Annotated in this window: 23 protein-coding genes and 1 pseudogene; 10 read left to right on the forward strand and 14 right to left on the reverse strand. The window is 61.1% G+C overall.

Annotated features, from left to right (window positions below; all coding sequences use genetic code 11):
- Window positions 1-17 precede the first annotated feature (17 nt).
- Window positions 18-1,823 carry a glycoside hydrolase family 15 protein gene (locus tag SLW74_RS23155; protein ID WP_410930245.1) on the forward strand — a complete coding sequence of 602 codons (1,806 nt, stop codon included), beginning with the start codon at window positions 18-20 and terminating at the stop codon, window positions 1,821-1,823.
- Between the two features lie 502 nt (window positions 1,824-2,325).
- Here SLW74_RS23155 and alkB read toward each other — a convergent pair.
- The 3 genes from alkB to SLW74_RS23170 form a co-directional block, all read right to left on the reverse strand.
- Window positions 2,326-3,003 carry a DNA oxidative demethylase AlkB gene (alkB, locus tag SLW74_RS23160; protein WP_410930274.1) on the reverse strand — a complete coding sequence of 226 codons (678 nt, stop codon included), beginning with the start codon at window positions 3,001-3,003 and terminating at the stop codon, window positions 2,326-2,328.
- 30 nt (window positions 3,004-3,033) lie between these two features.
- Entirely contained in the window at window positions 3,034-3,213 is a 180-nt protein-coding gene (locus SLW74_RS23165; protein ID WP_065987188.1) for a hypothetical protein, read from the reverse strand.
- An 80-nt stretch (window positions 3,214-3,293) separates the two neighbouring features.
- The gene (locus SLW74_RS23170; protein WP_037010615.1) at window positions 3,294-3,599 is read right to left on the reverse strand and encodes a DUF1883 domain-containing protein; all 306 of its coding nucleotides are present in this window, start codon (window positions 3,597-3,599) and stop codon (window positions 3,294-3,296) included.
- 203 nt (window positions 3,600-3,802) lie between these two features.
- On the opposite strand from SLW74_RS23170, the gene SLW74_RS23175 reads away from it, so the two are divergent.
- Window positions 3,803-4,159: a hypothetical protein gene (locus tag SLW74_RS23175; RefSeq protein ID WP_065987190.1), complete on the forward strand. Its 357-nt coding sequence runs from the start codon at window positions 3,803-3,805 to the stop codon at window positions 4,157-4,159.
- Window positions 4,160-4,216: 57 nt separating this feature from the next.
- On the opposite strand, the gene SLW74_RS23180 is transcribed toward SLW74_RS23175, so the two are convergent.
- Window positions 4,217-4,498 (reverse strand): hypothetical protein, encoded by a 282-nt coding sequence (locus SLW74_RS23180; protein WP_065987192.1) that lies wholly within the window; start codon window positions 4,496-4,498, stop codon window positions 4,217-4,219.
- Window positions 4,499-4,700: 202 nt separating this feature from the next.
- Complete coding sequence (locus SLW74_RS23185) at window positions 4,701-4,886, reverse strand: hypothetical protein (protein ID WP_065987194.1); 186 nt, start codon at window positions 4,884-4,886, stop codon at window positions 4,701-4,703.
- A gap of 349 nt (window positions 4,887-5,235) precedes the next feature.
- On the opposite strand from SLW74_RS23185, the gene galU reads away from it, so the two are divergent.
- The 6 genes and pseudogenes from galU (at window position 5,236) to SLW74_RS23215 (ending at window position 12,457) form a co-directional block, all read left to right on the forward strand.
- Window positions 5,236-6,066, forward strand: a complete 831-nt coding sequence (gene galU / locus SLW74_RS23190) for a UTP--glucose-1-phosphate uridylyltransferase GalU (RefSeq protein ID WP_065987196.1) — start codon at window positions 5,236-5,238, stop codon at window positions 6,064-6,066.
- 147 nt (window positions 6,067-6,213) lie between these two features.
- Entirely contained in the window at window positions 6,214-7,569 is a 1,356-nt protein-coding gene (gene gorA, locus SLW74_RS23195; RefSeq protein WP_065987197.1) for a glutathione-disulfide reductase, read from the forward strand.
- A gap of 159 nt (window positions 7,570-7,728) precedes the next feature.
- Window positions 7,729-9,390: pseudogene (locus tag SLW74_RS23200) on the forward strand (ATP-binding protein); the annotation flags it as partial.
- Between the two features lie 247 nt (window positions 9,391-9,637).
- Entirely contained in the window at window positions 9,638-10,201 is a 564-nt protein-coding gene (gene ahpC / locus SLW74_RS23205) for an alkyl hydroperoxide reductase subunit C (protein WP_065987199.1), read from the forward strand.
- A 157-nt stretch (window positions 10,202-10,358) separates the two neighbouring features.
- Entirely contained in the window at window positions 10,359-11,921 is a 1,563-nt protein-coding gene (gene ahpF, locus SLW74_RS23210) for an alkyl hydroperoxide reductase subunit F (RefSeq protein ID WP_296310009.1), read from the forward strand.
- Between the two features lie 230 nt (window positions 11,922-12,151).
- On the forward strand, window positions 12,152-12,457 hold the full coding sequence (locus SLW74_RS23215; protein WP_282373314.1) for a DUF1883 domain-containing protein: 306 nt from the start codon (window positions 12,152-12,154) through the stop codon (window positions 12,455-12,457).
- 69 nt (window positions 12,458-12,526) lie between these two features.
- On the opposite strand, the gene SLW74_RS23220 is transcribed toward SLW74_RS23215, so the two are convergent.
- Window positions 12,527-14,266: a dipeptidase gene (locus SLW74_RS23220; protein ID WP_410930246.1), complete on the reverse strand. Its 1,740-nt coding sequence runs from the start codon at window positions 14,264-14,266 to the stop codon at window positions 12,527-12,529.
- Window positions 14,267-14,590: 324 nt separating this feature from the next.
- Between SLW74_RS23220 and SLW74_RS23225 the strand changes: the two genes are divergently transcribed.
- Both SLW74_RS23225 and SLW74_RS23230 read left to right on the forward strand, forming a co-directional pair.
- Window positions 14,591-15,619, forward strand: coding sequence for an alpha/beta fold hydrolase (locus tag SLW74_RS23225; protein WP_410930247.1), 1,029 nt, complete (start codon window positions 14,591-14,593; stop codon window positions 15,617-15,619).
- Window positions 15,620-15,838: 219 nt separating this feature from the next.
- Window positions 15,839-16,450 carry a hypothetical protein gene (locus tag SLW74_RS23230; RefSeq protein ID WP_410930248.1) on the forward strand — a complete coding sequence of 204 codons (612 nt, stop codon included), beginning with the start codon at window positions 15,839-15,841 and terminating at the stop codon, window positions 16,448-16,450.
- A gap of 792 nt (window positions 16,451-17,242) precedes the next feature.
- Here SLW74_RS23230 and SLW74_RS23235 read toward each other — a convergent pair.
- The 8 genes from SLW74_RS23235 to SLW74_RS23270 form a co-directional block, all read right to left on the reverse strand.
- Entirely contained in the window at window positions 17,243-18,178 is a 936-nt protein-coding gene (locus SLW74_RS23235) for a carbohydrate kinase family protein (protein ID WP_410930249.1), read from the reverse strand.
- Window positions 18,179-18,210: 32 nt separating this feature from the next.
- Entirely contained in the window at window positions 18,211-19,704 is a 1,494-nt protein-coding gene (gene xylB, locus SLW74_RS23240) for a xylulokinase (protein ID WP_410930250.1), read from the reverse strand.
- 23 nt (window positions 19,705-19,727) lie between these two features.
- Window positions 19,728-21,245, reverse strand: a complete 1,518-nt coding sequence (locus tag SLW74_RS23245; RefSeq protein WP_410930251.1) for a mannitol dehydrogenase family protein — start codon at window positions 21,243-21,245, stop codon at window positions 19,728-19,730.
- 34 nt (window positions 21,246-21,279) lie between these two features.
- Entirely contained in the window at window positions 21,280-22,383 is a 1,104-nt protein-coding gene (locus SLW74_RS23250) for an ABC transporter ATP-binding protein (protein ID WP_410930252.1), read from the reverse strand.
- Window positions 22,384-22,474: 91 nt separating this feature from the next.
- Window positions 22,475-23,308, reverse strand: coding sequence for a carbohydrate ABC transporter permease (locus SLW74_RS23255; RefSeq protein WP_065991391.1), 834 nt, complete (start codon window positions 23,306-23,308; stop codon window positions 22,475-22,477).
- A gap of 10 nt (window positions 23,309-23,318) precedes the next feature.
- A complete protein-coding gene (locus SLW74_RS23260) occupies window positions 23,319-24,251 on the reverse strand; it encodes a carbohydrate ABC transporter permease (protein WP_065991392.1) in 933 nt (310 codons plus the stop codon).
- 81 nt (window positions 24,252-24,332) lie between these two features.
- Window positions 24,333-25,655 carry an ABC transporter substrate-binding protein gene (locus SLW74_RS23265; RefSeq protein ID WP_410930253.1) on the reverse strand — a complete coding sequence of 441 codons (1,323 nt, stop codon included), beginning with the start codon at window positions 25,653-25,655 and terminating at the stop codon, window positions 24,333-24,335.
- Between the two features lie 242 nt (window positions 25,656-25,897).
- Window positions 25,898-26,803: an AraC family transcriptional regulator gene (locus tag SLW74_RS23270; protein WP_065991394.1), complete on the reverse strand. Its 906-nt coding sequence runs from the start codon at window positions 26,801-26,803 to the stop codon at window positions 25,898-25,900.
- Between the last annotated feature and the right edge of the window lie 147 nt (window positions 26,804-26,950).

Consider the following 26,950-nt stretch of genomic DNA (forward strand, 5'->3'; position numbering starts at 1 on the left):
AGAGGGATAACCGCCCGATGGCTGTGTTGATTGAAGACTACGCGCTGCTCGGCAACTGCCGGACCGCCGCGCTGGTGGCCCGCGACGGGTCACTGGACTGGCTGTGTTTCCCGCGCTTTGATGCGCCAGCCTGTTTCGCCGCGCTGCTGGGTGACAGCAACAACGGGCGCTGGAAGCTGGCCCCGGTTGACGGCCGCGCCCGGACGCGCCGCAGCTATCGCGACGGCACACTGATTCTCGAAACCCTCTTCACCACCGACACCGGACAGGCGTTGCTCATCGATTTCATGCCCATGGAGATCGACAGCAGCGTGGTGCGCATCGTCGTCGGCGTGGAAGGGCGCGTGGATTTCTCCATGGACCTGGCGATTCGCTTTGACTACGGCAGCACGGTGCCGTGGGTCGAGAAGCGCGAGCCGCACACCATGACCGCCGTTGCCGGCCCGGACATGCTGGTGCTGCGCACGCCTGCCGAACTGCACCCGATGGACCACCACACCGAGAGCCTGTTCAGCGTTGAAGCAGGCCAGCGGCTGGGTTTCGCGTTGTCCTGGCAGGTCTCCCACGAGCCGGTTCGTGGGGGCTTCGATATGGAGTTGGCGCTGCAGCAGACCGAAACGTTCTGGCGGGGTTTTTCTGACCGCTGCCCGGATGTCGGTCCCTGGACGGATCAGGTCAAACGTTCGCTGATCACCCTCAAAGCCATGACCTACGCGCCCACCGGCGGGATCGTCGCAGCGGTGACCACGTCGCTGCCCGAACAGCTGGGCGGCGAGCGCAACTGGGATTACCGCTTCTGCTGGCTGCGCGATGCGACCATGACCCTGCTGGCGTTCATGAACCTGGGCTACTTCGAAGAAGCGACTGCGTGGCGCAACTGGCTGCTGCGCTCCATCGCCGGCAACCCGGATCAAGTCCAGATCATGTACGGCCTGGCAGGCGAGCGACGTTTGCTGGAGTATGAATTGCCTTGGCTGGCCGGTTACGCGCAATCGCGTCCGGTGCGGGTGGGCAACGGCGCGGCCAGTCAGGTGCAACTGGACGTCTACGGCGAAGTCGCCGACGCCATGACCCAAGCCCTTAAAAACGGATTGCCGGCGCTGCCGCGCGGCACGGAAATCCAGAAAGTGATCATGCCGTTTCTGGAAAAAGTCTGGCATCAACCGGACGCCGGCATTTGGGAAATCCGTTCGGCGCCGCGGCACTTCACCCATTCCAAAGTCATGGCCTGGGTGTCGTTCGACCGCAATGCCGGGGTGTTGGCCAAGAGCGATGACCCGGAAGACCGCGAGCGGGGACGGCACTATCGGCAGGTTGCCGATCAGATTCACGCCGACGTCTGCGCCAACGGTTACGACGCCGCACTGGGCAGCTTCGTGCAGACCTACGGCGGCCAGGAAATGGACGCCAGTCTGCTGCAGATCGCGCTCACCGGCTTCCTCCCCGTCGACGACCCCCGCGTCACCGGCACCGTCACGCGGATAGAACAATCGCTGATGAAAGACGGCCTGCTATTGCGCTACGACAGCGAGCGCAGCACCGATGGCGTGTCGGGCAGCGAAGGGACGTTCCTGGTATGCTCGTTCTGGCTCGCTGACGTCTACGTACTGCAAGGTCGCGACGAAGAAGCCCAACTCCTCTTCGAACGCCTGTGCGGTCTGTGCAACGACGTCGGCCTCCTCGCCGAACAATACGACCCCCAGCAAAACCGCATGCTCGGCAACTTCCCCCAGGCTTTCAGCCACATCGGCATCATCAACACCGCCCTCAACCTGCACCGCGTCGTCTGCCCCGTAAAAACCCGTGCGGCCACACCGTCATAGTGGGGTTGGCATCGCCGGGAAGACGATGCGTTACACCCATGGATTGAGGGCGCCTGCACGGGCCTCTTCCCGGCTAAAGCCGGTCCCACTAAAAGCACCGCATTCACCCTGTAGGACCGGCTTCAGCCGGGAAGCTTTTGCTGTTGATTTTGATCTTCATACGCAAAAAGCCCAGACACCGCAGAACGCGACTTGGGTGCAGGCTGAACGCAGGTTTCGCGGAGTGGGCCGAGCCGCATGGATGCGGCGAGAGCGCCGTCAGGACATGGATGTCCGTTCGGCGCGGGCCCACGGAGCGAGACCGGAGTGAGGGTACTCCGACGAAGGAGGAGCCCAACCAGGAGCACAAGCCCTTGGTTACTTGGGGCTTTATCAAGTAACTCGCCGGAGGCGAAATGTCTGCCGTTAGGCAGACCCCTCTCAGCCGCACCGCGCACTCGGGGACAAGCGCACTCGGGGACAGATTAATTTACGATGAAGCGCTGTAAATAAATCAGTCCCCTCACCGCGCCTTACGGAACGTAAAATTGATCCGCTGCTCCCCCAGCTCCGGATGCTCCGCCTGCCGAATCGGCAGCACCCCATGAAAGCGCAACCGATCAACCCCGCCCCACACCACCACATCCCCATGAAACAACGGCACCCGCTGAGTCGGATCACCGCGCCCATGACCACCGAACAAAAACATCGCCGGCAACCCCAGCGACACCGACACCACCGGCCACTCCAAACCGCGCTCATCCTTATCCTGATGAAGCGACATCTTCGCCCCGGGAATATAACGATTGATCAGGCACGCATCCGGCACAAACCCCTCAAACCCCGCCGCCGAGGCCGCCGCCACCGCCAGCTCCATCAGAACCTCGGGCATCGCCGGCCACGGCTGACCCGTCATGGGATCGACCGGAGAATAGGCATAGCCACTCCGGTCAGTCGTCCAGCCGAACTCCCCGCAACTGCTCAGCGCGACCGACATCGTGTAACCACCGGGCGTGACCATGTTGCGGAACGGCGCCTGCGCAAGAACCGACTCCAGCGCAGGCAGCAATGGCTCGATAAAGGGCAGGGCGAAGCCACGGAACACAAACGACTCCGGCCCGATCTGCTCCCGGGAAGGCAACTGCGGCGTATCCTCCGCGAACAGATCAAACGTCGCCGGCGTCGTGCCTTTGCGCTGCATCACCATGGGCTTCCCCGATCCAGATTTCGCCTACAGCGCTTTGCTGACCTTCACATCGCTGATGACATCATCACCGTCGGCGTGCATTTTCTGCAGGGCTGCCAGGGCTTCCTCGGCGGAAGGGGACTGCAACAGGGCAAATTCGAAACGACGCTCACCGTTGAGCTTGTAGCTGATCGCGTATTTGACGACGGGGGCAGGGGTGCTCACATTTGACTCCTTGGAAACGCTGACCGGATGTTCGCAAAAAAACCACAAAGATTTCACGTCGTCCGGTGTTCAATGGCGCCTTAGCTCAGACGCGAGGACGAGCGGCGGACGATCTTGATGGAATGGGTGAAAGCGGTTTTGCGCCCGCCATGGCTGTCCAGTTTGCGGCCAGCGGTGTCGATGGTGATGTTCCAGAAGCCGGTGCTGGGCACCGCGATCTTGGCAGGGAAACGGTCAAATGCGCCGCCGTGGTAAGTGTGACGGCCGCCGTTCTTGAAGCTGCGGAAGTTGGCATCACTCATCAGGCGTATGTTGCAAAGCTGGGAGCACTCGATGACGACCATGTCGTCTTCGTTGAGGTGCTCGCGCTGGTGAACGAATTTCATGGGTGTCTCCGGAGACAGCGTTCTCGAAAACCCGAAACGATAGCACGGCGAGCCTGGGCATTGATCATCCCGGCGGGTTTTATTGCGCTGCCCTCAGCCCGATTCAGCGCAGCGCTGACAGCAAGGCTGGCAGTTAAAAAAGCAGGCGTGCGGGATTTAATCCGGGTCAGGCTTGTCGTAAGGACCTTTACTGGAGGGATTGTATGAAATTGGCGGTTGTTATTCTGGCCCTGGCGATGACCGGCTGCGCCACAGTTACAGACATTGAACACACCCCGGCGACCATGAGTGTGATGTCCGGCAAGTCGCCGAAGGATTATGCCGCGTGCTTTGTCGGACGCATCTCCGACAGCCGCAAGCCGCCGCAGATCGAGCCGCACAAAGAGGGCCTGCGCATCATCGTTCCACAGAAGCTGCTGAGCAGTGATCCTGCTGCCATCGTCGACATCGAGACCCGCTCCGGCGGCAGCTCGATCAAGCTGTTCGAGCGCATGTCGAACAACCCGCTGCGACCCAAAGACGTGCAGCATGCCGTGACGGCCTGTATCTCGGGCGAATGAAGCGGTTGAGACAGCATCAGGAAGTGACGTGGGTACAGCGGTAAACGGCCAGCGACGTTATTTGCAGACCACCAGCACCGTGCGGTTTTTATAGTTGCCGACATCGACACCCAGGGTCTTGTCATCTTCCTTGGGTTGCGGCGTGCCATTAGTGCTGACGATGTTGTAGCCGGTGCCCGCGCAGGAAGCGTCAGCCTTTTCGTAGCAAGCGGCCCAGGACATGGCTTCGCCGGAGCAGTCGATGCTCAACGCCTGTTTGCCGTCTTTGAGGTAGGTGTTCTGCGCAGTCGCGCAACCGGTCAAGGCCAGTACAGCAATGACGGATAAGATCTTGATCATGGTGGAATGCTTCGCGATGAGGGCCGGTGTGGGGTGTGCTGCTTTGGGATTGCTAGTCTCAGACTTGGGGTGGGTGCCATCGTTCCGGCATCACCCGACATTTTTTGCAGGGTGCGCGTGCTGAGTTAACCGCACATGAGCACTGCTGGACCCGAGCTGCGCCCGGGCCATGCCCCATTGCGGGGCTGGCCGGGCCAGGGGATCAGTCTTTCTTGTCAGCCCGACGACGCGGGGCTGGCGTGTCTTCGAATACGGCGGCGACTTCAATGGCGCTGCTCTCGCTGGAGAACGGGCCTGCCACGGCTTCACCGTCGTGGCCGACCAGCCACCATTGGCCGTCCTGGAGTTTCTTGATCTGGTACCCGTTCACGCTTTTGACTTCAGACATCGACTTGTCTCGATTAGTGATTCAGGCGCCCATGATAGTCGGCAAATGCCAAAGGGCAATCGCACAATTTCCCACGGGGGATGGCGAACAGAGCTACGCTTGCGAAGGTCACCGAACGGCGGTTACGCGGCGCTGGATGCCCTCGTCTGACGGACAGCATGGAATTCCAGTAATCAGTGGGTGAAGCGTGGCGAGGCAGCGGGTTACTGAGCTATTTGCGGAACTATCTGCGGAACTATCTGCGTCAGCGTTCCTCTACCTAGGCAGCGAACGGCCAGTAGCGGCATTGTAAGGTTATCGCCGCCTCATTAGACTGCGCCGCAACACCCCCAGCTCATCAAGGATTTATATGATCAAGAAATGCTTGTTCCCTGCAGCCGGATACGGCACTCGCTTTTTGCCAGCGACCAAGGCCATGCCCAAAGAGATGCTGGCAGTTGTTAACAAGCCACTGATCCAATACGGCGTAGAAGAGGCATTGGAGGCCGGCTTGACCGAAATCTCCATCGTCACTGGCCGCGGCAAGCGCGCGCTGGAAGACCACTTCGACATCAGCTACGAGCTCGAACACCAGATCAAAGGCACCGACAAAGAGAAATACCTGGTCGGCATCCGCAAACTGATCGACGAATGCAGCTTCTCCTACACCCGTCAAACCGAAATGAAAGGTCTGGGCCACGCAATTCTCAGCGGCCGGCCTCTGATTGGCAACGAAGCATTTGCCGTAGTTCTGGCAGATGACTTGTGTGTCAATCCCGGCGGTGACGGTGTCCTGGAGCAGATGGTCAAGCTGCACAAGCAGTACAAATGCTCGATCGTCGCCATTCAGGAAGTGCCTGCCGATCAGACTCACAAATACGGCGTGATCGCGGGTGAAGAGATCAAGCCTGGCCTGTTCCGCGTGACCGACATGGTCGAGAAGCCAAAGCCTGAAGATGCGCCTTCGAATCTGGCGATCATTGGTCGTTACATCCTCACCCCGGACATTTTCGAGAAAATCGAGCAGACCGAGCCGGGCAAAGGCGGTGAAATTCAGATCACTGACGCTTTGATGAAGCAAGCTGCTGAAGGCAACGTACTGGCCTACAAATTCAAAGGCACGCGTTTCGATTGTGGCGGTGCGGCCGGCTACGTCGAAGCCACCAACTTCTGCTTCGAGCATTTCTACAAAGAACTGTAATCTGCACATGACAGCAGTTGTACTGGCTTTTGCCACGCCGCTGTATGTATGACAAAGCCACCTTCGGGTGGCTTTGTCGTTTCTGCCCTGCGGAACTTGCCGAGCGCGCTCAAGCGGTTATGCTAGCGCATCGCTTAGGAGAGACAGATGAGCTACGACTTTGACCTTTTTGTAATCGGCGCAGGCTCGGCGGGCGTCCGGGCGGCGCGGTTTTCCGCCGGCTTCGGTGCGCGCGTGGCCGTTGCCGAGAGCCGTTATCTGGGGGGCACGTGCGTCAACGTCGGTTGCGTACCGAAGAAGCTGATGGTCTACGGCGCGCACTATTCCGAAGACTTCGAACAGGCGAAAGGCTATGGCTGGAGCAGTGGCGAGGCGCATTTCGACTGGCCCACCCTGATCGCCAACAAGAACCGCGAGATCAGCCGCCTCAATGGCGTCTACCGCAAGCTGCTGGACAGCAGCGGCGTGTCACTGATGGAAGGCCATGCACGCCTGCGCGGCCCCCACGAAGTCGAAATCAACGGCCAGGTTCACACGGCCGAGCACATCATGATTGCCACCGGTGGCTGGCCACAGGTGCCGGACATTCCGGGCCGCGAGCACGCCATCACCTCCAACGAAGTGTTCTTCCTCGAGCAGATGCCCAAGCGCGTCGTCGTGGTCGGCGGCGGCTACATCGCGGTGGAGTTCGCCTCGATCTTCAACGGCCTGGGCGCTGACGTTTCGCTGATGTACCGCGGCGAGTTGTTCCTGCGCGGCTTCGATGAGAGCGTGCGCACCCATCTGCACGAAGAGCTCGCCAAGCGCGAGATGGACATTCGCTTCAAGACCGAGATCAGCAGTATCGAGAAGCTGGCCGACGGCACCTTGCAACTGAGCCTGAACGACGGCAGCCGTTTCAACACCGACTGCGTGTTCTACGCCACCGGGCGCCGCCCGATGCTGGACAACCTGGGCATGGACACCGTCAACGTCGAGCTGGATGACAAGGGCTTCATCAAGGTCAACGGTGATTACCAGACCACCGAGCCGTCGATCATCGCCGTCGGCGACATCATCGGCCGCGTGCAGTTGACGCCGGTGGCGCTGGCCGAGGGCATGGCCGTCGCGCGGCGCCTGTTCAAGCCCGAGCAGTACCGCCCTGTGGATTACCGCCACATTCCCACTGCCGTGTTCAGCCTGCCGAACATCGGCACGGTCGGTCTCACCGAGGCCGAAGCCATGAAGGACGGGTATGAGGTGCAGGTGTTCGAAAGCACGTTCCGGCCGATGAAGCTGTCGCTGACCGATAATCAGGAGCGCACCCTGATGAAACTGGTGGTCGATGCCAAAACCGATCGCGTGCTGGGTTGCCACATGGTCGGCCCGGACGCCGGCGAGATCATTCAGAGCCTGGCGATCGCCCTCAAGGCCGGCGCCACCAAGCAGATTTTCGACGACACCATCGGTGTGCACCCGACGGCGGCGGAAGAATTCGTCACCATGCGCACACCGACACGCTAAGCATCACCCGGCACGTGTTGTTAAGCCTCGCGCGGCACACGTGAACGGTCCGGCCTCCATGGAGGGAGCCGGGCCAGCCATTGTTTTTAGGGACGGACCCACTCTTTGACCAGCACGAGTTTTTCGGCAGCCATGCCCTTGAATCCAGCAGGACCTGATGACCAGGCGCTTTCCAGAACCGAAGCGCTTGATGAGAGTGAGCGGCAGTTTCGCAGCCTCGCCGATAACATGAGTCAGTTGGCCTGGATCGCTGACCCCGCCGGTCACATCCATTGGTACAACGAACGCTGGTACAGCTACACCGGCACCTCATACGAAGCGATGATGGCGCTGGGCTGGCGATCGTTGCATCACCCTGACCATGGGCAGCGGGTCGAATCACGTCTGCAGCGCTGCTTCGCCACCGGCTCGTTGTGGGAGGACACCTTCCCGCTGCGCGGCAAGGACGGCCAGTACCGCTGGTTCCTCTCCCGCGCATTGCCGATCCGCGATGAGCGCGGCAGCATCATCCACTGGTTGAGCACGAGCACGGACATCACGGCCCAGGTCAGTGCCGAGGACGCGCTGCGCGAGCTGAACGAGAGCCTCGAACAGCGCGTCGCCGAGCGCACCCGCGAACTGGCCGAAAGCAACGAGCGACTGCAGGTCGAAATCAGTGAGCGTGCCCAGGCTGAAGAGGCCTTGCGCCACGCGCAGAAAATGGACGCCATCGGCCAGCTGACTGGCGGCATCGCCCACGACTTCAACAACATGCTCACCGGCGTGCTCGGCGCACTGGACCTGATCCAGCGTCGGGTCGCCGCAGGGCGTGTGTCGGAGATCGATCGTTACATCGAGGCCGCCATGGGCTCGGCCAACCGCGCTGCGTCGCTCACCCATCGCCTGCTTGCGTTCGCCCGTCGCCAGTCACTGAACCAGCGGCCGGTGGACGTCAACCACATGGTGACGTCGATGGAAGAACTGCTGCGCCGGACCATTGGTGAAAGCATCGAGCTGGAAGTCGACCTGCACACGATCTCGTGCCTGACCAACACCGATGAGCATCAGCTCGAGAATGCGTTGCTTAATCTGGTCATCAACGCCCGCGACGCGATGCCCGATGGCGGTCGGTTATTGATCCAGACCGAACTGACCCACATTGCCCTGCTGCAGGACGCGCTGGCGCCGGGCGACTACGTGCGCCTTCGTGTGCAGGACACCGGGCTGGGCATGTCCAGCGAGGTTATCGCACGGGCCTTTGATCCGTTCTTCACCACCAAGCCGATCGGGCAGGGCACTGGCCTGGGCCTGTCGATGGTCTACGGCTTCATCAACCAGACCGGCGGCCGGGTCAGCATTTCCAGCGAAGAAGGGCGTGGTACGCGCATCGACTTGCTGTTGCCGTGTCACCACGAGGTTGCCGAGCTTCCCCCCGCCGTCCCTCGCAGCTTCGAGCCGCCTCGCGCCGGCCTGGGCGAGCGCGTGCTGGTGGTGGAGGACGAGGCTGAGGTGCGCATGCTGGTGGTGGACGTGTTGAAGGAGCTGGGTTATCGCGTGAACGTCGCCTGCGACAGCCATGAGGCACTGGTGGTTTTGCAGGGAGCCGAGCCCGTTGATCTGCTGGTCACGGATGTGGGACTGCCGGGGCTGAATGGTCGCCAGTTGGCAGAAGTGGCACGCCAGCATCGCCCGGGGCTGAAGGTTTTGTTCATGACCGGTTATGCGCGGGAGGCCGAAGTGCGTGGTGACTTCCTCGACGATGGTATGGATTTACTCACCAAACCTTTCAGCATCGACGAACTTGCCGTGCGGGTGCGAAGCCTGATCGAATCAGCAGCCTAGGACTGGCTGGATCACCAGGACTGGCTGGATCCGTAGGACCTGCTTTAGCCGGGAAGCTTTCCGGTCGACGGTGCGGGTGGCCCAATCGCAGCTGCCCAACAACGTCTTCTATTAATAAAGCATCCTTATAGTCAAAACCAATCATCAGCATGAGCTTTGCCAATGAGTCCCTGCTGACGATTTTGCGTAGTATCCTCCCCATCGAATTTGTAACACCCCATTTTCACAACCCTCAGGAGATTCACTGATGCCTATCATCAACAGCCAAGTCAAACCGTTCACGGCAACTGCTTTCAAGAACGGCAACTTCGTAGAAGTGTCGGACGCCGACCTGAAAGGCAAATGGTCTGTGGTGTTCTTCTACCCGGCTGACTTCACCTTCGTTTGCCCAACCGAGCTGGAAGACCTGGCGGACAACTACGCCGAGTTCCAGAAACTGGGCGTCGAAATCTACAGCGTTTCCACCGATACCCATTTTGCCCACGCTGCCTGGCACAACACTTCGCCAGCCATCGGCAAAATCCAGTACACCATGATCGGTGACCCGACCCTGAAAATCTCCCGCAACTTCGACGTCCTGATCGAAGAAGCAGGTCTGGCTGACCGCGGTACTTTCGTGATCAACCCGGAAGGCGAAATCAAAATCGTCGAACTGAACGACGGCGGTGTTGGCCGTGACGCTTCCGAGCTGCTGCGCAAAATCAAGGCGGCTCAGTATGTTGCTGCCCACCCGGGCGAAGTCTGCCCAGCCAAGTGGAAAGAAGGCGAGGCCACCCTGGCTCCTTCGCTGGACCTGGTTGGCAAGATCTAAGTCGTCATGACCGGATCGGGGGCGATGAGCCCATGAGCACGTAAACCGCATCGCCCCCAAAAAACGCCCGGGCGGTCATCGCCTGGGCGTTTTTTTTTGTAGAACCCGCTAGATCTTGAACGTATCCAGACCTGAAAGTGAAGAAGGAAGCCGAACCATGTTGGACGCCAATCTTAAAGCTCAGTTGAAATCTTACCTGGAGCGGATCACTCGCCCGATCGAGATCGTTGCGTCCCTTGATGACGGCGCAAAATCCCAGGAAATGCTGGCCCTGCTCAATGACATCGTCAGCAGCTCCGACAAGATCACCCTGGACACCAATGGCAGCGATGCACGCACGCCGTCCTTCGCCCTGAACAGCCCGGGCCAGGACATCAAGCTGCGTTTCGCCGGTCTGCCAATGGGTCACGAATTCACCTCGCTGGTGCTGGCGCTGCTGCAAGTCGGCGGCTACCCGTCCAAATCCTCCGAGGACACCATTGAACAGGCCCGCGGCCTGACCGGTGAGTTCAAGTTTGAAACCTACTTCTCGCTGACCTGCCAGAACTGCCCGGACGTGGTCCAGGCGCTGAACCTGCTGGCTGTTCTTAACCCGAACGTGGAACACGTCGCCATCGAAGGCAGCCTGTTTCAGCAGGAAGTCACCGACCGCCAGATCATGTCCGTGCCAAGCATCTACCTGAACGGCGAGCTGTTTGGTCAGGGCCGGATGAACCTGGAAGAGATTCTGGCGAAGATCGACACCAGCGCCGGCGATCGTCAGGCCGACAAGCTGAATGGCAAAGAAGCGTTCGACGTGCTCGTCGTCGGCGGTGGCCCGGCCGGTTCGTCGGCAGCGATCTACGCTGCCCGTAAAGGCATCCGCACCGCTGTGGCAGCCGAGCGTTTCGGCGGTCAGGTGCTCGACACCATGGCGATCGAGAACTTCATCTCGATGCAGCACACCGAGGGGCCAAAGCTGGTTGTCGCCCTCGAAGAACACGTCAAACAGTACGAAGTCGACGTCATCAACCTGCAGCGCGGCGAGCAACTGATTCCGGGCAAGAACGGTGAGCTGCACCAGGTGAAGTTCGCCAGCGGCGGCGTGCTCAAAAGCAAGACCGTGATCCTGGCGACCGGCGCACGCTGGCGCGAAATGAATGTGCCGGGTGAGCAGCAGTACCGCAACAAAGGCGTGGCGTACTGCCCGCACTGCGACGGTCCGTTGTTCAAGGGCAAGCGCGTGGCGGTGATCGGCGGCGGCAACTCCGGTGTGGAAGCGGCCATCGACCTGGCGGGTATCGTGTCCCACGTGACCCTGCTGGAATTCGACGCCAATCTGCGCGCCGATGCGGTCCTGCAACGCAAGTTGCACAGCCTGCCCAACGTGACGGTGCTGACCAGCGCGTTGACCAGCGAAGTCACCGGCGACGGCCAGAAGGTCAACGGCCTGCGCTACAAGAACCGCCTTACCGGTGAAGACATCACCATCGAGCTGGAAGGTATCTTTGTGCAGATCGGCCTGCTCCCGAACACCGAATGGCTGAAGGGCACCATCGAGCTGTCGCCACGGGGCGAGATCATCATCGACCCACGCGGTGAGACGTCGATCCCGGGCATCTTCGCTGCCGGTGACGTGACCACCGTGCCGTACAAGCAGATCGTTATCGCAGTCGGCGAGGGCGCCAAAGCCTCCCTCAGCGCCTTCGACCACCTGATCCGCACCAGCGCCCCGGCGTGATACCTCGCTAAAACTGGTCCTACTGGCTCATGCGGTGTCGTAGGACCGGCTTCAGCCGGGAAGGCGTCGGTTGCCATACCTCTGAACCAAGGGCCAGAAACAAAAAAACCTCATGAGCGATCATGAGGTTTTTTTTGGGCTGTAGCTCAGGCGGTCATGTGAGCACCGCCTTCCTGGCCAGGCCTCCGTGATATTCTCGCGGCCGTTTTCAACTCTGCCGTGGGATCCCCGTGAAATTCATCCACCAACGCGAACACCTGAATGAAGGCGACATTGTGGTGATCGAGTCCTCGAACGCCTGCAATATCCGCCTCATGAGTGATGCCAACTTCCGCAGTTTCAAGAACGGCGGTCGGCACACCTATCACGGCGGCGCCTTCGACCGCTTCCCGGCGAAAATCGTGGTGCCCAGCACCGGCTTCTGGAACATCACGCTGGACACGGTCACCCAACGGGCGATCAGCGTGACCCGCAAGCCCAACCTCAAACACTCGATCAAGATCGTGCGTCGGACAGGCTCAAAGCTTCAAAACTGAGAGCCTGATGACTGCATATTCAGCGGCGCGAATCAGGCCCGCCATTGCAGCGGGCCCGGGGCAGGGCGGTCAGAGTTTCGGCAGTTGACCGATGCGGCCCATCATCTCGGTGACGATCTGCAAGTCCAGCAGGAACTGCTCGGTGGTCTTGAACTCGGCGTCGGTGTGACCGGTGTATTTGACGTCGGGTTTGGCCAGGCCGAACTGCACGCCGTTGGGCAGCTCATGCACTGACGTGGCGCCGGCGGACGTGCCGAACTTGTGCTCCATGCCCAGATTCTCGGTGGCCACGGCCAACAGCGCCTTGACCCACTCGCCCTCAGGGTTGCGGTACATCGGCTCGGCGATCGAGTAATCAAAGCCCGGCGTGATATGGCTCTGCTGGGTCCAGGTGGTCAGCTTCTGGGCGATTTCCGCTTTCAGTGCTTCCGGCGATTTGCCCCTTGGCACGCGCAGATTGACGGCCAGCTTGAAGGCCTTGTCGTCCATCGCCACGTAGGTCAGTGAGGCCGTCAGCGGGCCCATGAACTCATCGCTGAAGCCGACGCCCAGTTTGCTGCCCAGGTAATCAAGGCCCCAGTTGTCAGCGGCATAGCGCGCGGCGTCGGTGATCGCGTTGTGCTTGAGCGCGACCTTGCCATCCAGACCGTTGATGAAATCGAGCATCCGCGCCACCGGGTTGACCCCCGATTCGGGCTCGGAGGAGTGCGCCGAGACGCCGGTGACCGTCAGCTTGACCTCTTTGCCGGCGACTTCTGCGTCGACCTTGAAGTTGCCGCCGTTGCGCTGGGCGTACTCAGCGCCGGCTTTCTGCAGCTCGGCGGCGAGTTCAGCGGGCTGATCGCTCACCAGCGTGACGACTGATTTTGACGGGATCTGGTTGGTCGCCATGCCGCCGGTCATCGAAGTGATTTCCGCGCCCGCGCCTTCGGCGGTGCGACGGGGGAAGCTGGCCATGACCGTGCCGTAACCCTTTTCCGCGATCACCACCGGGTAGCTGCCATCGAGTGCCAGGTTGTAGGCCGGCGTCGGGTTGCGCTCGAAGTAGTAGGGAATGGCGTCGCCGGAGGTTTCTTCGGTGGTGTCGATCAGCAGCTTGAAATTGCGCGCCAGTGGCAGCTTCTCTTCCTTGATCACCTTCATGGCGTACAGCGCGACGACGATACCGTTCTTGTCATCCTCGGTGCCGCGGCCGTACATGCGGTCGCCGATCAGGGTCACTTTGAACGGATCGAGGCGGGTGCCGTCAGCCAGCACCCAGTTTTCCAGGGTGACCGGAACGACGTCGGCGTGGGCATGAATCCCCACCACTTCAGGGCTTGAACCCTCAAGGGAAACCTCGTACACGCGGTTGTCGATATTGCGGAAGGTCAGGTTGAACGACTGGGCGAGGGTTTTGATTTTCTCGGCAATCTTGATGAACGCGGGGTTGTCGTGTTGCGCGACGCCAGCGGTCTGGAACGTGGGAATGGCGACCAGTTCGCGCAGGGTTTCGGTGGCGGCGCTGCCGTATTTCACCCGCGCATAAACCCCCAACAGGCGATGGATATCGTTCTGCTCATCGGCGGACAGTTTTTTATTGGCGAGGAAGGCGCTGATCGCCGGCTCGATGCCCGCCGCCTTGACCACGTCGGTGGTGCTGACGGTCTTGAGGAACTGGCGGAAATCAGTGACGGCGTTTTCCTTGAAGGTGCCGACAATCGTGCTGCTCTGTTGCGCGGTGAGGTTGGCAAAGGCAGCGGGTGTGAAGGCGCAGACGCCGGCGAACATCAATGTAGCGGCGGTGAGGTGCTTGAGCGAAAAGTCCATTGGGTGGGGCATTCCTTGGCAGGCATGTTGAGAGAAATGTCTGATCCTTCGATCAGAAACCAACGCACGCTACCATCGCCGGTTGAGCAGGGGGAGTCCTCATGCTGATATCTGTCGCCTTGACGGGTGAAAGCGGCGCACAACCGTAAATGACTCAGGCTATTGAATGGCCTGAAAAAATAGTCGTGAACCGGCCTCGCTCATACGGCATAACCGTCTACGCTGATGGCGCAGCGCGACGGCATGGTGTTGACGTACATGGTTTTCCGGAGCCGCAAATCTTTCAGGCGCTATCACGGCCGGGCGTTATCACTAAGGAATTCCATGAAATTGCGTCATTACGCTGACCGGACGCTGTGTGCGTTGCTGGTCATGATGAGTGTGGGCATCTGCCAGGCGGCAGAGCAGCAACGGGTGAACATTGGCTCGTTGAACATGACCGGCGGCAAGATCTCGCGTTGCGACTTGGGTTATCGCACCTACGGCACGCTGGCAGAAGATCGCAATAACGTCGTGCTGGTGACTACCTGGCTGGCCGGGCGGACGTCCGACCAGGCCGACATGATCGGCCCCGGCAAGTTGGTCGACACCAATCGCTGGTACGTGGTGGCGATGGACGCCATCGGCAATGGCGTGTCGTGCTCGCCGTCCAACAGCCCGATTGCGCCGCGCCTGAAGTTTCCGCAGTTCGGCATCCGCGACATGGTCAAGGCGCAGCATCGGTTGCTGGCCATGTACCTGGGCATTGATCACGCCCACGCCATCGTCGGCATTTCCATGGGTGGCATGCAGGCGTTGCAGTGGGCGGTGATGTACCCGGACTTCGCCAGCAAGGTGGTGACCATCGTCGGCACGCCTCACCCGACCGAACGCGACCTGCAGGCCTGGAATGCAGAACTGGCCGCCATCGAACGCGCGCCCGGCTGGAACGACGGCAACTATGCGTCGGGCACGGCTTTCAAACAGCTCGCGGCGACACACAACGGTTATCTATGGACGCCGGGACACAGGGCGGCCAAGACCGTCGGCACCGGTCCCTCACCTGCCGGCACGTTGCCCGCCACCGCGAGCAATCAGTCCTTCAGCACGGTCGACTGGTACCGGCAATTGCAGGCGATGACGTCGTTCGATCTGTTGCGTCACGGCGACATGGCCGCACTGGCCGGGAAAATCAAGGCGCGACTGTTGATCATCACCTCCGAGCAGGACCGCATGGTCGACCCGGCGCCTTCCAAGGCGCTGGCCGCCCAGAAGCGCGCGCAGTTGCTGGTACTCAACAGCGATTGCGGACACATGGCGCCGGCGTGTGAGGCGGGCCAGGTGAATGAGGCGGTGAAGGCGTTTCTCAAATAGGGCGGCGGCCTCGGGTTGTCAGCAGCGCGCTGGCCGGTACGGCAAGCCGGCGGCGAGGATCTGCCGCAGACGGCAAGCATTGTCGATCATGGCGGCCCCTCATGGCTTGACGCTGGGCCCGCAGGCCCGTGTTGACGGGTCTTTCAGGGAGGGCAGGCTGGATGGCATCGGTTTTGCTGCTGTCGGGGTACATCGGACAACCTGAACAGGAGGTGAAAGATGTTGATCGGCAACAGTGCTATCCAGCAGTTCGTGTCAAAAGCCGTGAGCCACACCCATTACGCCACGACGGACACGGACGCCTACACCAGCGCCATGGCCGGCGCCGCCACACCCGTGGCGGCGATTGCGAGCAATGGCGAAGGCGCGGCGCAAAGCAGCAACGAGGGCAAGCAGGGCTACGACGAGTCGTTTGCCAAGATGATGGTGAACCTGAAGGCAGCGGCGGCCAACACGGCGTCGTCGGTGACGGACGATGACAAGGCAGCCGCCGCTGCGGCGTTTGTGTCCAGCGCTGACAAGCAGGTCGCTTCGTCTGACAGTGTCAGCAAGACGGTCTCTGATGATCTGGCGGCCAGTGATGGCGCGGGTTCTGATGGCGTGGGTTCGGTGAAGGATCAGTTTCTGTCCTACATGAACCAGACCGACGCGGAGAAGGTGCGGCAGCGGTTGACGGGCGTCAGCAAGGCGGAATACGACGCCATGACGCCGCAGGAGCAGGCGGCGGTGGACAAGCAGGTGACTGAGCTGCAGAAGCAGAAGACGGATCAGCAGGTGGCTGAGCGGGAGGTGAAGACCAGGATCGCCATGGCAAAGGCGGAGATGGCCTGATCTGTTTCAAGGGCGTCTGCCTAAGGGCAGACGTTTCGCCTTCGGCGAGTTACTTGGAAAAGCACCCCAAGTAACCAAGGGTGCTTGCTCTCGGTTTGGCCCGACTTCGTCGGGTTCCTTCACTCCGGTCCCGCTCCGTGGGCCCGCGCCGAACGGACATCCATGTCCTGACGGCGCTCTCGCCGCATCCATGCGGCTCGACCCACTCCGCGAAACCTCCGTTCAGCCTGCACCCAAGTCGCGATAGGTGTCGTCTGAGGGTTATGTGTTTGAAGATCAAGATCAGAAGCAGATCAGAAGCAGATCGAGGGCGGGTCAGGCGCTAAGGACTTGTGGGAGTGAGCTTGCTCACGAAGGGGCCGGTACATGCATCGGATATGGGGTGTTTTGGATAAAGCATTCGCGAGCAAGCTCACTCCTACAGGGAGGGGGGCTATCAGCAAAAATGCCGGCGCATGAGGTGGCCTCTTCCCGGCTAAAGCCGGTCCTACTAAGCGTAAGCGCGCTTTTGATCTTCCTACGCAAAAGGCTCAGTCACCGCCAATCGCGACTTGGGTGCAGGCTGAACGCAGACGACGGGGAGTGGGCCGAGCGGCATGGATGCCGCGAGAGCGCCGTCAGGACATGGATGTCCGTTCGGCGCGGGCCCACGGAGCGTCGTCGGAGTGAGGGTATTCCGACGAAGGAGGAACCTAACCAGGAGCAAGCACCCTTGGTTACTTGGGGTGCTTTTCCAAGTAACTCGCCGAAGGCGAAACGGTCTGCCCCCAGGCAGACGCCCTTGATCTTGATCTAAACGACTTCCGCCCGATAGGGCAAATCCGGCCCCTCGCGCGTGCAGGTCACCGCCGCCGCAGCCACCGCAAACTCCAGCATCTTCGTCAGCGTCTCGCGATCTACCCCCGCCAACGCAGAGGGCACATCCAGACCCCGCTCCGTCAGAAACGCAATCAACGCCGCCTGAAACGTATCACCGGCACCCACCGTATCCACCGTCTCCACCTTGCGCGCCGCCACCGACCACGTGCCCAAATCCCGCGTAAACACCGTGGCGCCCTGACGGCCGCGGGTCATGATCACCCACTGGCAATTGTCCTTCAGCCAACCCTCGGCCACCGCCGCCGCCTCTTTGTCCGGATACAACAGCTCCAGGTCCTCATCACTGACCTTGATGATGTGCGCGTGCTCGGCAAACTTCGCCACCTGACTGCGCCACAGCTCGATGCTCGGCGCCGGATTCAGGCGCACATTGGGATCGAACGTGATCAAGCGCTTGCCGCTTTCCCGCCGCACCAGCGTCAGCAGCGCGTCGGCGATCGGCTGCACCACCAGCGAAAACGAACCCACATGCAGGCCCCGCACGCTGTCGTCCAGCGTCGGCAGCTGCTCGACGCCCAGCATCCGGTCCGCGCAGCCTTCGCCGCGAAAACTGTACTGCGGCGAGCCGTCGGCGCCCACGGCGACCATCGACAGGGTGGTGGGTGCGTCGACAGGCACCAGAAAGTCATCGCGCACGCCTTCTTCCGCGAGCACGGTCGTCAGGCGCTTGCCCAGGTAATCGCTGGAAATCCCGGCAAAAAAACCGGCATCGATGCCCAGCCTGCGCAGGCCGACCGCGACGTTGAACGGCGAGCCGCCGGCGATGGCCTGATACCCCACTTTGTTGCGTTGTCCGCTGTCCGGCTGACAGAAAAAGTCGAACAGTGCTTCGCCACAGACCAGATACATAGTTGCTCCATAAAGGCCGACGGGGCTGTCCGTCAGAGGCCCTGCAATTGAGTGCGATAGTGCTGATAAACCGCTTGGTACGCCGCAACGTGTTCGGCAACCGGCCGGGTTTCGCTGGCCGGGTCGAGGCTGACGCAACGCTCGGTCAGCGCCTGCAGCGACTCGCCGTCGCCGTCACCACCGGCATCGAGGTGTGAATGACACCACGCCGCCTGGATCGCTGCGCCCAGGGCTGCCGCTTCGGTGCCGGTGGTGCAGATGACCGGCGTGTCCATGATGTCGGCCACAATCTGCCGCCAGACCGCGCTTTTCGCGCCGCCGCCGATCAGGCGGATGTTATCGCTCTTAATGCCGCTGTCGCGCAACAGGTCCAGGCCGTAACGCAGGCCGAAGGTGGTGCCCTCGACCACCGCCCGGCAGAGGTTGGCCTGGGTCAGGTTGGTACTGTCCAGCCCGAGAATGCTGCCGGTGGCGTGGGGCAGGGCGGGCACGCGTTCGCCGTTGAGGAAGGGCAGCACGAGCACGCCTTGTGCGCCAATCGGCGAGGACGCCACGGCAGCGTTGAACGCGCCGATGTCCAGCGCGAACAGCTCGCGGAAGGCACTGGTGGCGTTGGTCAGGTTCATGGTGCAGATCAGTGGCAGCCAGCCGCCCGACGAGGAGCAGAAGGTCGCCACCGATGGCTGAGCGCTGACGTTGCCGGCGTCGGCGAAGGCGTAGACCGTGCCCGACGAACCCAGGCTCATGGTGATCGAGCCCGGTGCGATATTGCCGGTGCCGATGGCGCCCATCATGTTGTCGCCACCGCCGCTGGAGACGATGGCCTTCGGGTTGAGGCTCAGTCGCTCGGCGATCGCGGGGAGAATCGTGCCGACCGGCTGATGCGCCTCGAGCAGCTCCGGCAGCGCCTTGACCAGCCGGCCACTGGGATCGATGTGCTGAAGGATGTCCAGGTCCCATGCGCGGCTGCGCACGTTGAAATAACCGGTGCCCGATGCATCGCCGAACTCGCTGCAACTGCGGCCGGTGAGCCAGTAATTGAGGTAGTCGTGGGGCAGCAGAATTTTGTCGATGCGGGCAAACAGCTCGGGAAACTGCTCTTTGCTCCACAGCAGTTTCGAGACCGTGTAGCCCGGCGCGATGGCAATACCCAGGCGCTCCAGGGACCCGGCTTCACCGCCCAGATACGTCAGCAGCCGATCATTTTCAGGCGCAGATTCCGTGTCGCACCACAGCTTGGCGGGGCGCAGCACCTGGCCTGTTTCGTCAAGCATGACCAGGCCATGTTGCTGCCCGGACACGCCGATGGCCTGGATGTCCGCGCCGGACACCCCGGCTTGCTGCAGGGCCGCGGCCGTGGCTTGCTCGAACGCATCGAGCCATTCCTGCACATCCTGCTCACGGCGACCGTTGGCGCCACTGATCATGTGGTGCGCACCCGAGCCTTCGCCCAGAACCTTGCCGCTGACCGCATCCAGAACAATCGCTTTGGTGCCTTGGGTACCGCAATCGATGCCGAGAAACATATTCACCTCTTCCCCTATGAAGCTCAGGCGGTTTTCGCTAACAGGTTTTCCAGGGTTTTGCTGACGCCCAATTGCTTCAGGCTGTTCAGGTTGTGTTCGAACGATGCCACGAACTCGGCGGACTGTGGAATCGCCGCACCGAAGATTTCTTCCACCTCCAGCAGGCGCTGGGTCACCAGCACGTCATCGGCCACCAGCGCCTTGCAAAAGTCCGCGCGCGGGTCGACGACGGTGTACGGAACGCCGTTCTCGCCGGTGAAATCGCCGGTGCGGTTGCCCTGCAGGTACAGCGCCCAGGCCGCAACCACCAGGGAAGCGCGGTCCATGTTGCCGCTGTCCAGGATCAGACGATTGATCGTCGGCACGGTGAATTTCGGGAATTTCGACGAGCCGTCGGAGCACACCCGCTCCAGCTGGTCGGCTATCGCTTGGTTGGAGAAGCGGTCGATCAGGGTCTGTTTGTACTCGGTCAGGTCGATGCCCGGCACCGGCGCCAGTTGCGGGGTGACGTCCAGGTCCATGTAGGTGCGGATGTAGCCGACGAACAGCGGGTCGTTCATGGTTTCGTGGACGAAGCGATAGCCCTTCAGCGCGCCGAGGTAGGTCAGCGCCAGGTGGCTGCCGTTGAGCAGCTTGATCTTCATTTCTTCGTACGGGGTTACGTCGTCGGTGAACTGCACGCCGACCTTTTCCCAGGCCGGACGGCCGTTGACGAACTTGTCTTCCAGCACCCACTGCACGAAGGGTTCGCAGACCACCGGCCAGGCGTCGTCGATGCCTTTCTGGTCGTGCAGTTGCAGGCGGTGGGCGGTGCTGGTCATCGGCGTGATGCGATCGACCATGGCGTTGGGGAAGCTGACGTGTTCAGCGATCCAGTCATGCAGTTCCGGGTCGCGCTGTTGGGCGAAGGCCAGCAGGGCTTTGCGTGTCACCGCGCCGTTGTGCGGCAGGTTATCGCAGGACATCAGGGTGAACGCCGGTGTGCCCTCCGCGCGGCGGCGGGTCAAGGCGGCGCACAGGTAACCGAACACGGTTTTTGGCGTGGCGGGGTGTTCGAGGTCGTACTGGATCTGCGGCAGGTGGCTCATGAATTCGCCGGTGCTGTCGTCGATGCAGTAGCCGCCTTCGGTGATGGTCAGCGAGACGATGCGGATGTCCGGGCTGGCGAGTTTGTCGATCAGCGTCAGGTCGCTGTCGGTGGACATGAGCATCTGGCTCATGGCGCCGATCACCCGGGTTTCGGTGTCCGGGGTGTCGCCCAGTTCGAACAGCGTGTAGAGAAAGTCCTGGCCCTTCAGCGCCTCGAAATTGGCACGGTCTTCCTCGCGCAGGCTGACCCCGCAAATGGCCCAGTCCAGGCCTTCGCCGCTGCCTTCATTGGTGCCGAGGGACATCAGCGCATCGGTGTAAAACGCTTGGTGGGCGCGGTGAAAACCGCCGACGCCGATGTGCACGATGCCCTGGCGACGCTCGTCAAGGGAGTAGGCGGGGATGGCAATACCGGCGCCCAGGTTGGAGAGGTTCTGCTTGTTCAGTTTCATGACGGTGTTCCCGAATGCGGTGGAGTGCGAGGGATCAGGCAGCGGCCTGCAGCGCGCGGCGGATGACCTGGCCCTGGGCGTCGAACAGGTGGCAGTGCGCGCTGTTCAGGTGCAGTTTCAGGGTCTCGCCGTACTGGCTGGCCAGGTCCCCACGAATGCGCATGGTCAGCGGCTCGCCGGAGGTGGTGCGCACGTGGCAATAGGTGTCGCTGCCCAGGCGTTCGCTGACATCGGCGATGACGGTCAGCTGGCAATCGCCTTCGTTGGCCAGCTCCAGGTGCTCGGGGCGAATCCCCAGGGTCACCGAGTCGCCGACGCTCTGTTGCGCGTTGGTGAAGGGCAGCAGGACTTTTGTCCCGGCGTCCAGGGTGACTTCACAGGCCGAGGTCTCGACGCCGCTGATGATGCCCTTGAGGAAGCCCATCTTCGGCGTGCCAAGAAAACCTGCGACGAACAGGTTGGCCGGGTGGTGGTACAGCTCCAGCGGCGAACCGACCTGTTCGACGCGACCGCCGTTGAGCACGACCACTTTGTCGGCCAGGGTCATGGCTTCGACCTGATCGTGGGTCACGTAGATCATCGTTGCCTGCAGCTCTTTGTGCAGGCGCGACAGCTCCAGGCGGGTCTGCACCCGCAGGGCGGCGTCGAGGTTGGACAGCGGTTCGTCGAACAGGAAGATCTTCGGGTTGCGCACGATGGCTCGACCGATCGCCACCCGCTGGCGCTGACCGCCCGACAGCTGCTTGGGCTTGCGCTCCAGCAGCGGGCCTAGCTCAAGAATGCGCGCGGCTTCATCGACTTTTTTCTTGACCTCGGCCTTCGGCGTGCCAGCCAGATCCAGGGCGAACGACAGGTTTTTGCCGACGGTCATGTGGGGGTACAGCGCGTAGGTCTGAAACACCATCGCCAGGTCGCGCTTGGCCGGGGTGACTTGAGTGATTTCGCGGCCATCCAGTTCAATGCTGCCGCTGGTAACGTCTTCAAGGCCCGCGATCAGGCGCAGCAGGGTGGATTTGCCACAGCCCGACGGACCGACGAAGACCACGAATTCACGGTCTTTCACGTCCAGGTCGATGCCTTTGATGATCTGGTGGCCGTCGAAGCCTTTTTGCAGATTTCTGATTGTCAGGTTAGCCATGAGGGGCTCCAGTTTTATTCTTCAAAGTTCAGAGGCTAAAAATCTGCCCGGGATCGTTACCACGCAGAGCGTGGAAACCATCATGTGTCGATCATTTCACCGCACCAAACGACAGCCCGCGGACCAATTGTTTCTGGCTGATCCAGCCGAAGATCAGGATTGGCGCGCAGGCCAGGGTCGACACCGCCGACAATTTGGCCCAGAACAACCCTTCAGGGCTGGAATACGAGGCGATCAACGCGGTCAGCGGGGCGGCATTCGAAGAGGTCAGGTTCAGTGACCAGAACGCCTCGTTCCAGCACAGGATCAGCGACAGCAGCGCCGTCGATGCCAGCCCGCCCTTGCAGATCGGGATCAGCACGCGAAAGATTTCCTGGCGCGTGGTGGCGCCGTCCAGCCGCGACGCTTCAAGAATCTCCCCGGGGATGTCCTTGAAGTAGGTGTAAATCATCCAGACCACGATCGGCAGGTTGATCAGCGTGTAGATCACGATCAGCGCAATGCGCGAATCCAGCAGGCCGAAGGTCTTGGCCAGCAGGTAGATCGGCATCAGCACGCCCACTGGCGGCAGCATTTTGGTCGAGAGCATCCACAGCAGCGTGCCCTTGGTCCGTTTGGTTTCGAAAAACGCCATGGAGTAGGCCGCCGGCACCGCGATCAGCAGGCACAGGATCGTCGCGCTGAAAGAGATCAGGATCGAGTTCCAGGCGAAGTGGAAGTAGTCACTGCGCTCCTGGATGTGCAGGTAGTTTTCCAGGGTCGGTGTGAAGATGAACTGCGGCGGCGTGGCGAACGCGTCGATCTCGGTCTTGAAGCTGGTCAGGACCATCCAGAAGATCGGGAAGAAAATCAGCGCCGCGATCAGCCACGACAAGGTGCCGAGCAGGGCACTTTGCAGGCGACGGGATTGTTTGAGCGTCATCATGGCCTTGCCCTCAAGACTTGTCGGTGAGGTTTTTGCCGATCATCCGGACCAGGATGATCGCGGCAATGTTGGCGATCACGACGGCAATCAAGCCGCCCGCCGATGCCATGCCCACGTCGAATTGCAGCAGTGCCTGGTTGTAGATCAGGTACGCCAGATTGGTGGAAGCGAAGCCCGGGCCGCCGTTGGTGGTGGTGAAGATTTCGGCGAACACCGAGAGCAGGAAGATCGTTTCGATCATCACCACCACGGCGATTGGGCGCGCCAGGTGCGGCAGGGTCAGGTGCCAGAAGATGGCGATCGGGCCGGCGCCATCCAGACGCGCCGCTTCTTTCTGTTCCTGATCCAGGGACTGCATGGCGGTCATCAGAATCAGGATCGCGAAGGGCAGCCACTGCCACGACACAATGATGATGATCGACAGCATCGGGTAATTCGCCAGCCAGTCCACCGGCTGGGCACCGAACAGCTTCCAGACCCAGGCGAGAATCCCGGACACCGGGTGGAAAATCAGGTTCTTCCAGATCAGCGCGCTGACCGTCGGCATGATGAAAAACGGCGAGATCAGCAGCACGCGCACGATGCCGCGACCGAGAAACTCACTGGCTTCCAGCAACGCCGAGATCAGCACGCCGAGGATCACGCTGATGGCCAGCACACTGCCGACCAGCAACAGCGTGTTCATGGCGCCGGGCAGAAAGCCTGCGTCGGTGACGAAGAATTCGAAGTTCTCAAGCCCGACGAATTCGTTTTCGCCAGGGTTGAGCAGGTTGTAGCGGATCAGCGAAAAGTAGATGGTCATGCCCAGCGGCACAATCATCCAGACCAGCAGCAACAGCACCGAGGGGCTGACCAGAAACCAGCCGGGCTTGGTGACGCTGCCCTTGGCAGACGACTTATCGTCAGCCGCGGCGGTGCGCGGGGTGAGGGTTGAGGTGTTCATGTTGACTCCGGACCGGGCAGAAGCGTGAGCGTGAACGTGGGCGGCAGGCAATCAGCGCCTGCCGCCGTCAAGCAGCGGGTGTCAGCCCTTTTTCGGATAACCCGCGCGCTTCATTTCACGCTCGGCCACGCTTTGCGCGCTGGTCAATGCCTGATCCACGGTGGAGGTGCCCACCAGTGCTGCCGAGAACTGTTGGCCGACGGAGGTGCCGATCGACTGGAACTCGGGAATGGTCACCAACTGGATGCCCACATACGGCACCGGCTTTAGGGTCGGCGCCTTCGGCGTGACGGCCTTGAGGGATTCCAGGGTGATGTTGGCGAACGGCGCAGCCTGTTTGTAGGCATCGGTGTAGGTCGATGCGCGGGTGCCTGGCGGCACGTTGGACACGCCGTCTTTCTCGGCGACCAGCGCGGCGTACTCTTTGGACGTGGCCCATTCGGTGAAGGCGCGGGCGTCCTTGTCGTTCTTGGCGCTGGTCGGAATCGCCAGAGCCCACGAATACAGCCATGCCGAGCCTTTGTCGGTGACTTCGTGCGGCGCATAGGTGAAACCTACGCTGTCGGCGACTTTACTCTGTGATTTGTCGGTGACGAACGAGCCGGCCACGCTGGCATCGACCCAGATTGCGCACTTGCCGCTGTTGAACAGGGCGAGGTTTTCGTTGAAGCCGTTGCTGGAGGCGCCGGGTGGGCCGTCCTTCTTCATGACGTTGGTGTAGAAGGTCAGCGCGTTCTTCCATTCAGGCTGGTCGAATTGCGGCTTCCACTGTTCGTCGAACCAGCGGGCGCCAAACGAGTTGGCGATGGTGGTGATCAGCGCCATGTTCTCGCCCCAGCCTGCCTTGCCGCGCAGGCAGATGCCGTACTGTTCCTTGGACTTGTCGGTGAGTTTGTCGGCGAATTCGGAGATCTGCGTCCAGGTCGGACGCTCCGGCATGGTCAGGCCGGCGGCCTTGAACAGGTCTTTGCGGTAGTAAGTGATCGAGCTTTCTGCGTAGAACGGCAGGGCGAAGAGTTTGCCTTCGACCGACAAGCCGTCGCGTACCGAAGGAAATACGTCGTCCAGCGCGTAGGACGCCGGCAGGTCATTCATTTCCTTGAGCCAGCCCTTGGCACCCCAGAGTGAGGCTTCGTACATGCCGATGGTCAACACGTCGAACTGGCCGCCTTTTGTGGCGATGTCGGTGGTCAGGCGTTGACGCAGCACGTTCTCTTCCAGCACCACCCACTTGAGCTTGATGTCTTTGTGCTGTTCTTCGAAGGTCTTGGACAGCCGCTGCATGCGGATCATGTCGCTGTTGTTGACGGTGGCGATGGTGACTTCACCGGCAGTGGCGGTGGTGCACAGGGACAGGAGGGTCAGACAGGTACCGGCAAGGAGAACATTTGCAGAGGTCTTCATTTATCACTCCTCTTCTGCGCCCAGGCGGACGTCAGAAGCTTGGTTATTGTTTTTGTTTCTTCCGGAGGCCAGGAAGAATGTCAGCTGATTACAGCCTTGTGCGCGCTGGTTGACAAATCCTGCGGCGCACTTGAACTGATACTTTTTTGCACTGAGGTTTCCGACGGGCGCGCTGCACAACTGCGCCAGCGCGTGGGGCGGGGCAGTTCCAGCGTAGTTGATGGGTGCGACGGGGCAACGAATCAGTACAGGTTTTGTTCGGTCAGGCGCTGTACAGCGAGGCGTCGGTAGTGCGAGGGGGTCATGCCTTTGAGTTTCTGGAAACGTCGATTGAAGTTGGAGATGTTATTGAAACCTGACTCGAAGCAGACGTCGGTCACCGGCCGGTCGCCATCGGCGAGCAATTCACAGGACTTGCTGATCCGCAGCCGGTTGACGAATTCCACAAAGCAGCGCCCGGTGGCCTGCTTGAACACACGGGAAAAATAAGTCGGCTTCATGCCCAGGTATTCGGCCACTTCTTCCAGCGGCAGTTCGCGGGCGTAGTGGGTGAAGATGTATTCCACGGCTTTGTTGGTGCGCTCCACGGCGTGGTCGTCGGACAGCTGGGACGCGGTGGTGCCCGACAGCAACTGGAAATCATCACTGGCCGCCAGCACTTCCAGCAAAATGAAAAAGTGCCCCAGCCGGGTCATGCCCGTGGTGTCGGCGATTTTCTGCATCAGCTTGGTGGCCTGGCGGACGGTCCGCTTGCAGCGGAATTCAATGCCGTACCGGGCGCGCTCGAGCAACGGCGCCAGGGCCTTGAGTTCGGCAAACACCTGATTGCCGCTTTCGAGCAACTCTTCGGTGAAGTTCACCAGCATGTCGCGTTTGGGCACGACCTCGTCTTCCGCGATCTGACTGATCCAGTTATGGGGCAGATTGGGGCCGGTGAGGAACAGCGTCTCGGGGTAGAAATTGCCGATGTAATCGCCGACGAAGACCTTCCCGGAACTCGCAACGATCAGGTGCAGCTCGTATTCCTTGTGGAAATGCCAGCGCACCAGCGGACAGGGAAAGCCATGCTCACGGTAGATGATCGACAGACCGTTATGGTCATCCATCAGCTCATAGGCGGGGTCGGTGACTCTTGTTGTTTTGGTCATGCATGTGCCGGTCTGGAGAATGGCGTGAGGTTAATGTGCACTATTTGTCGGGCGGAATACAGATACAGGCGTTAAACAGAGGCAGATGGGCGCACGACTTCAGAGGGGCCGGCTTTAGCAAGAGAGGGGCGCGCAGCGGGATCGTCC

The sequence above is a fragment of the Pseudomonas sp. W5-36 genome (assembly GCF_046540455.1).
Classification (GTDB): Bacteria; Pseudomonadota; Gammaproteobacteria; order Pseudomonadales; family Pseudomonadaceae; genus Aquipseudomonas; species Aquipseudomonas graminis_B.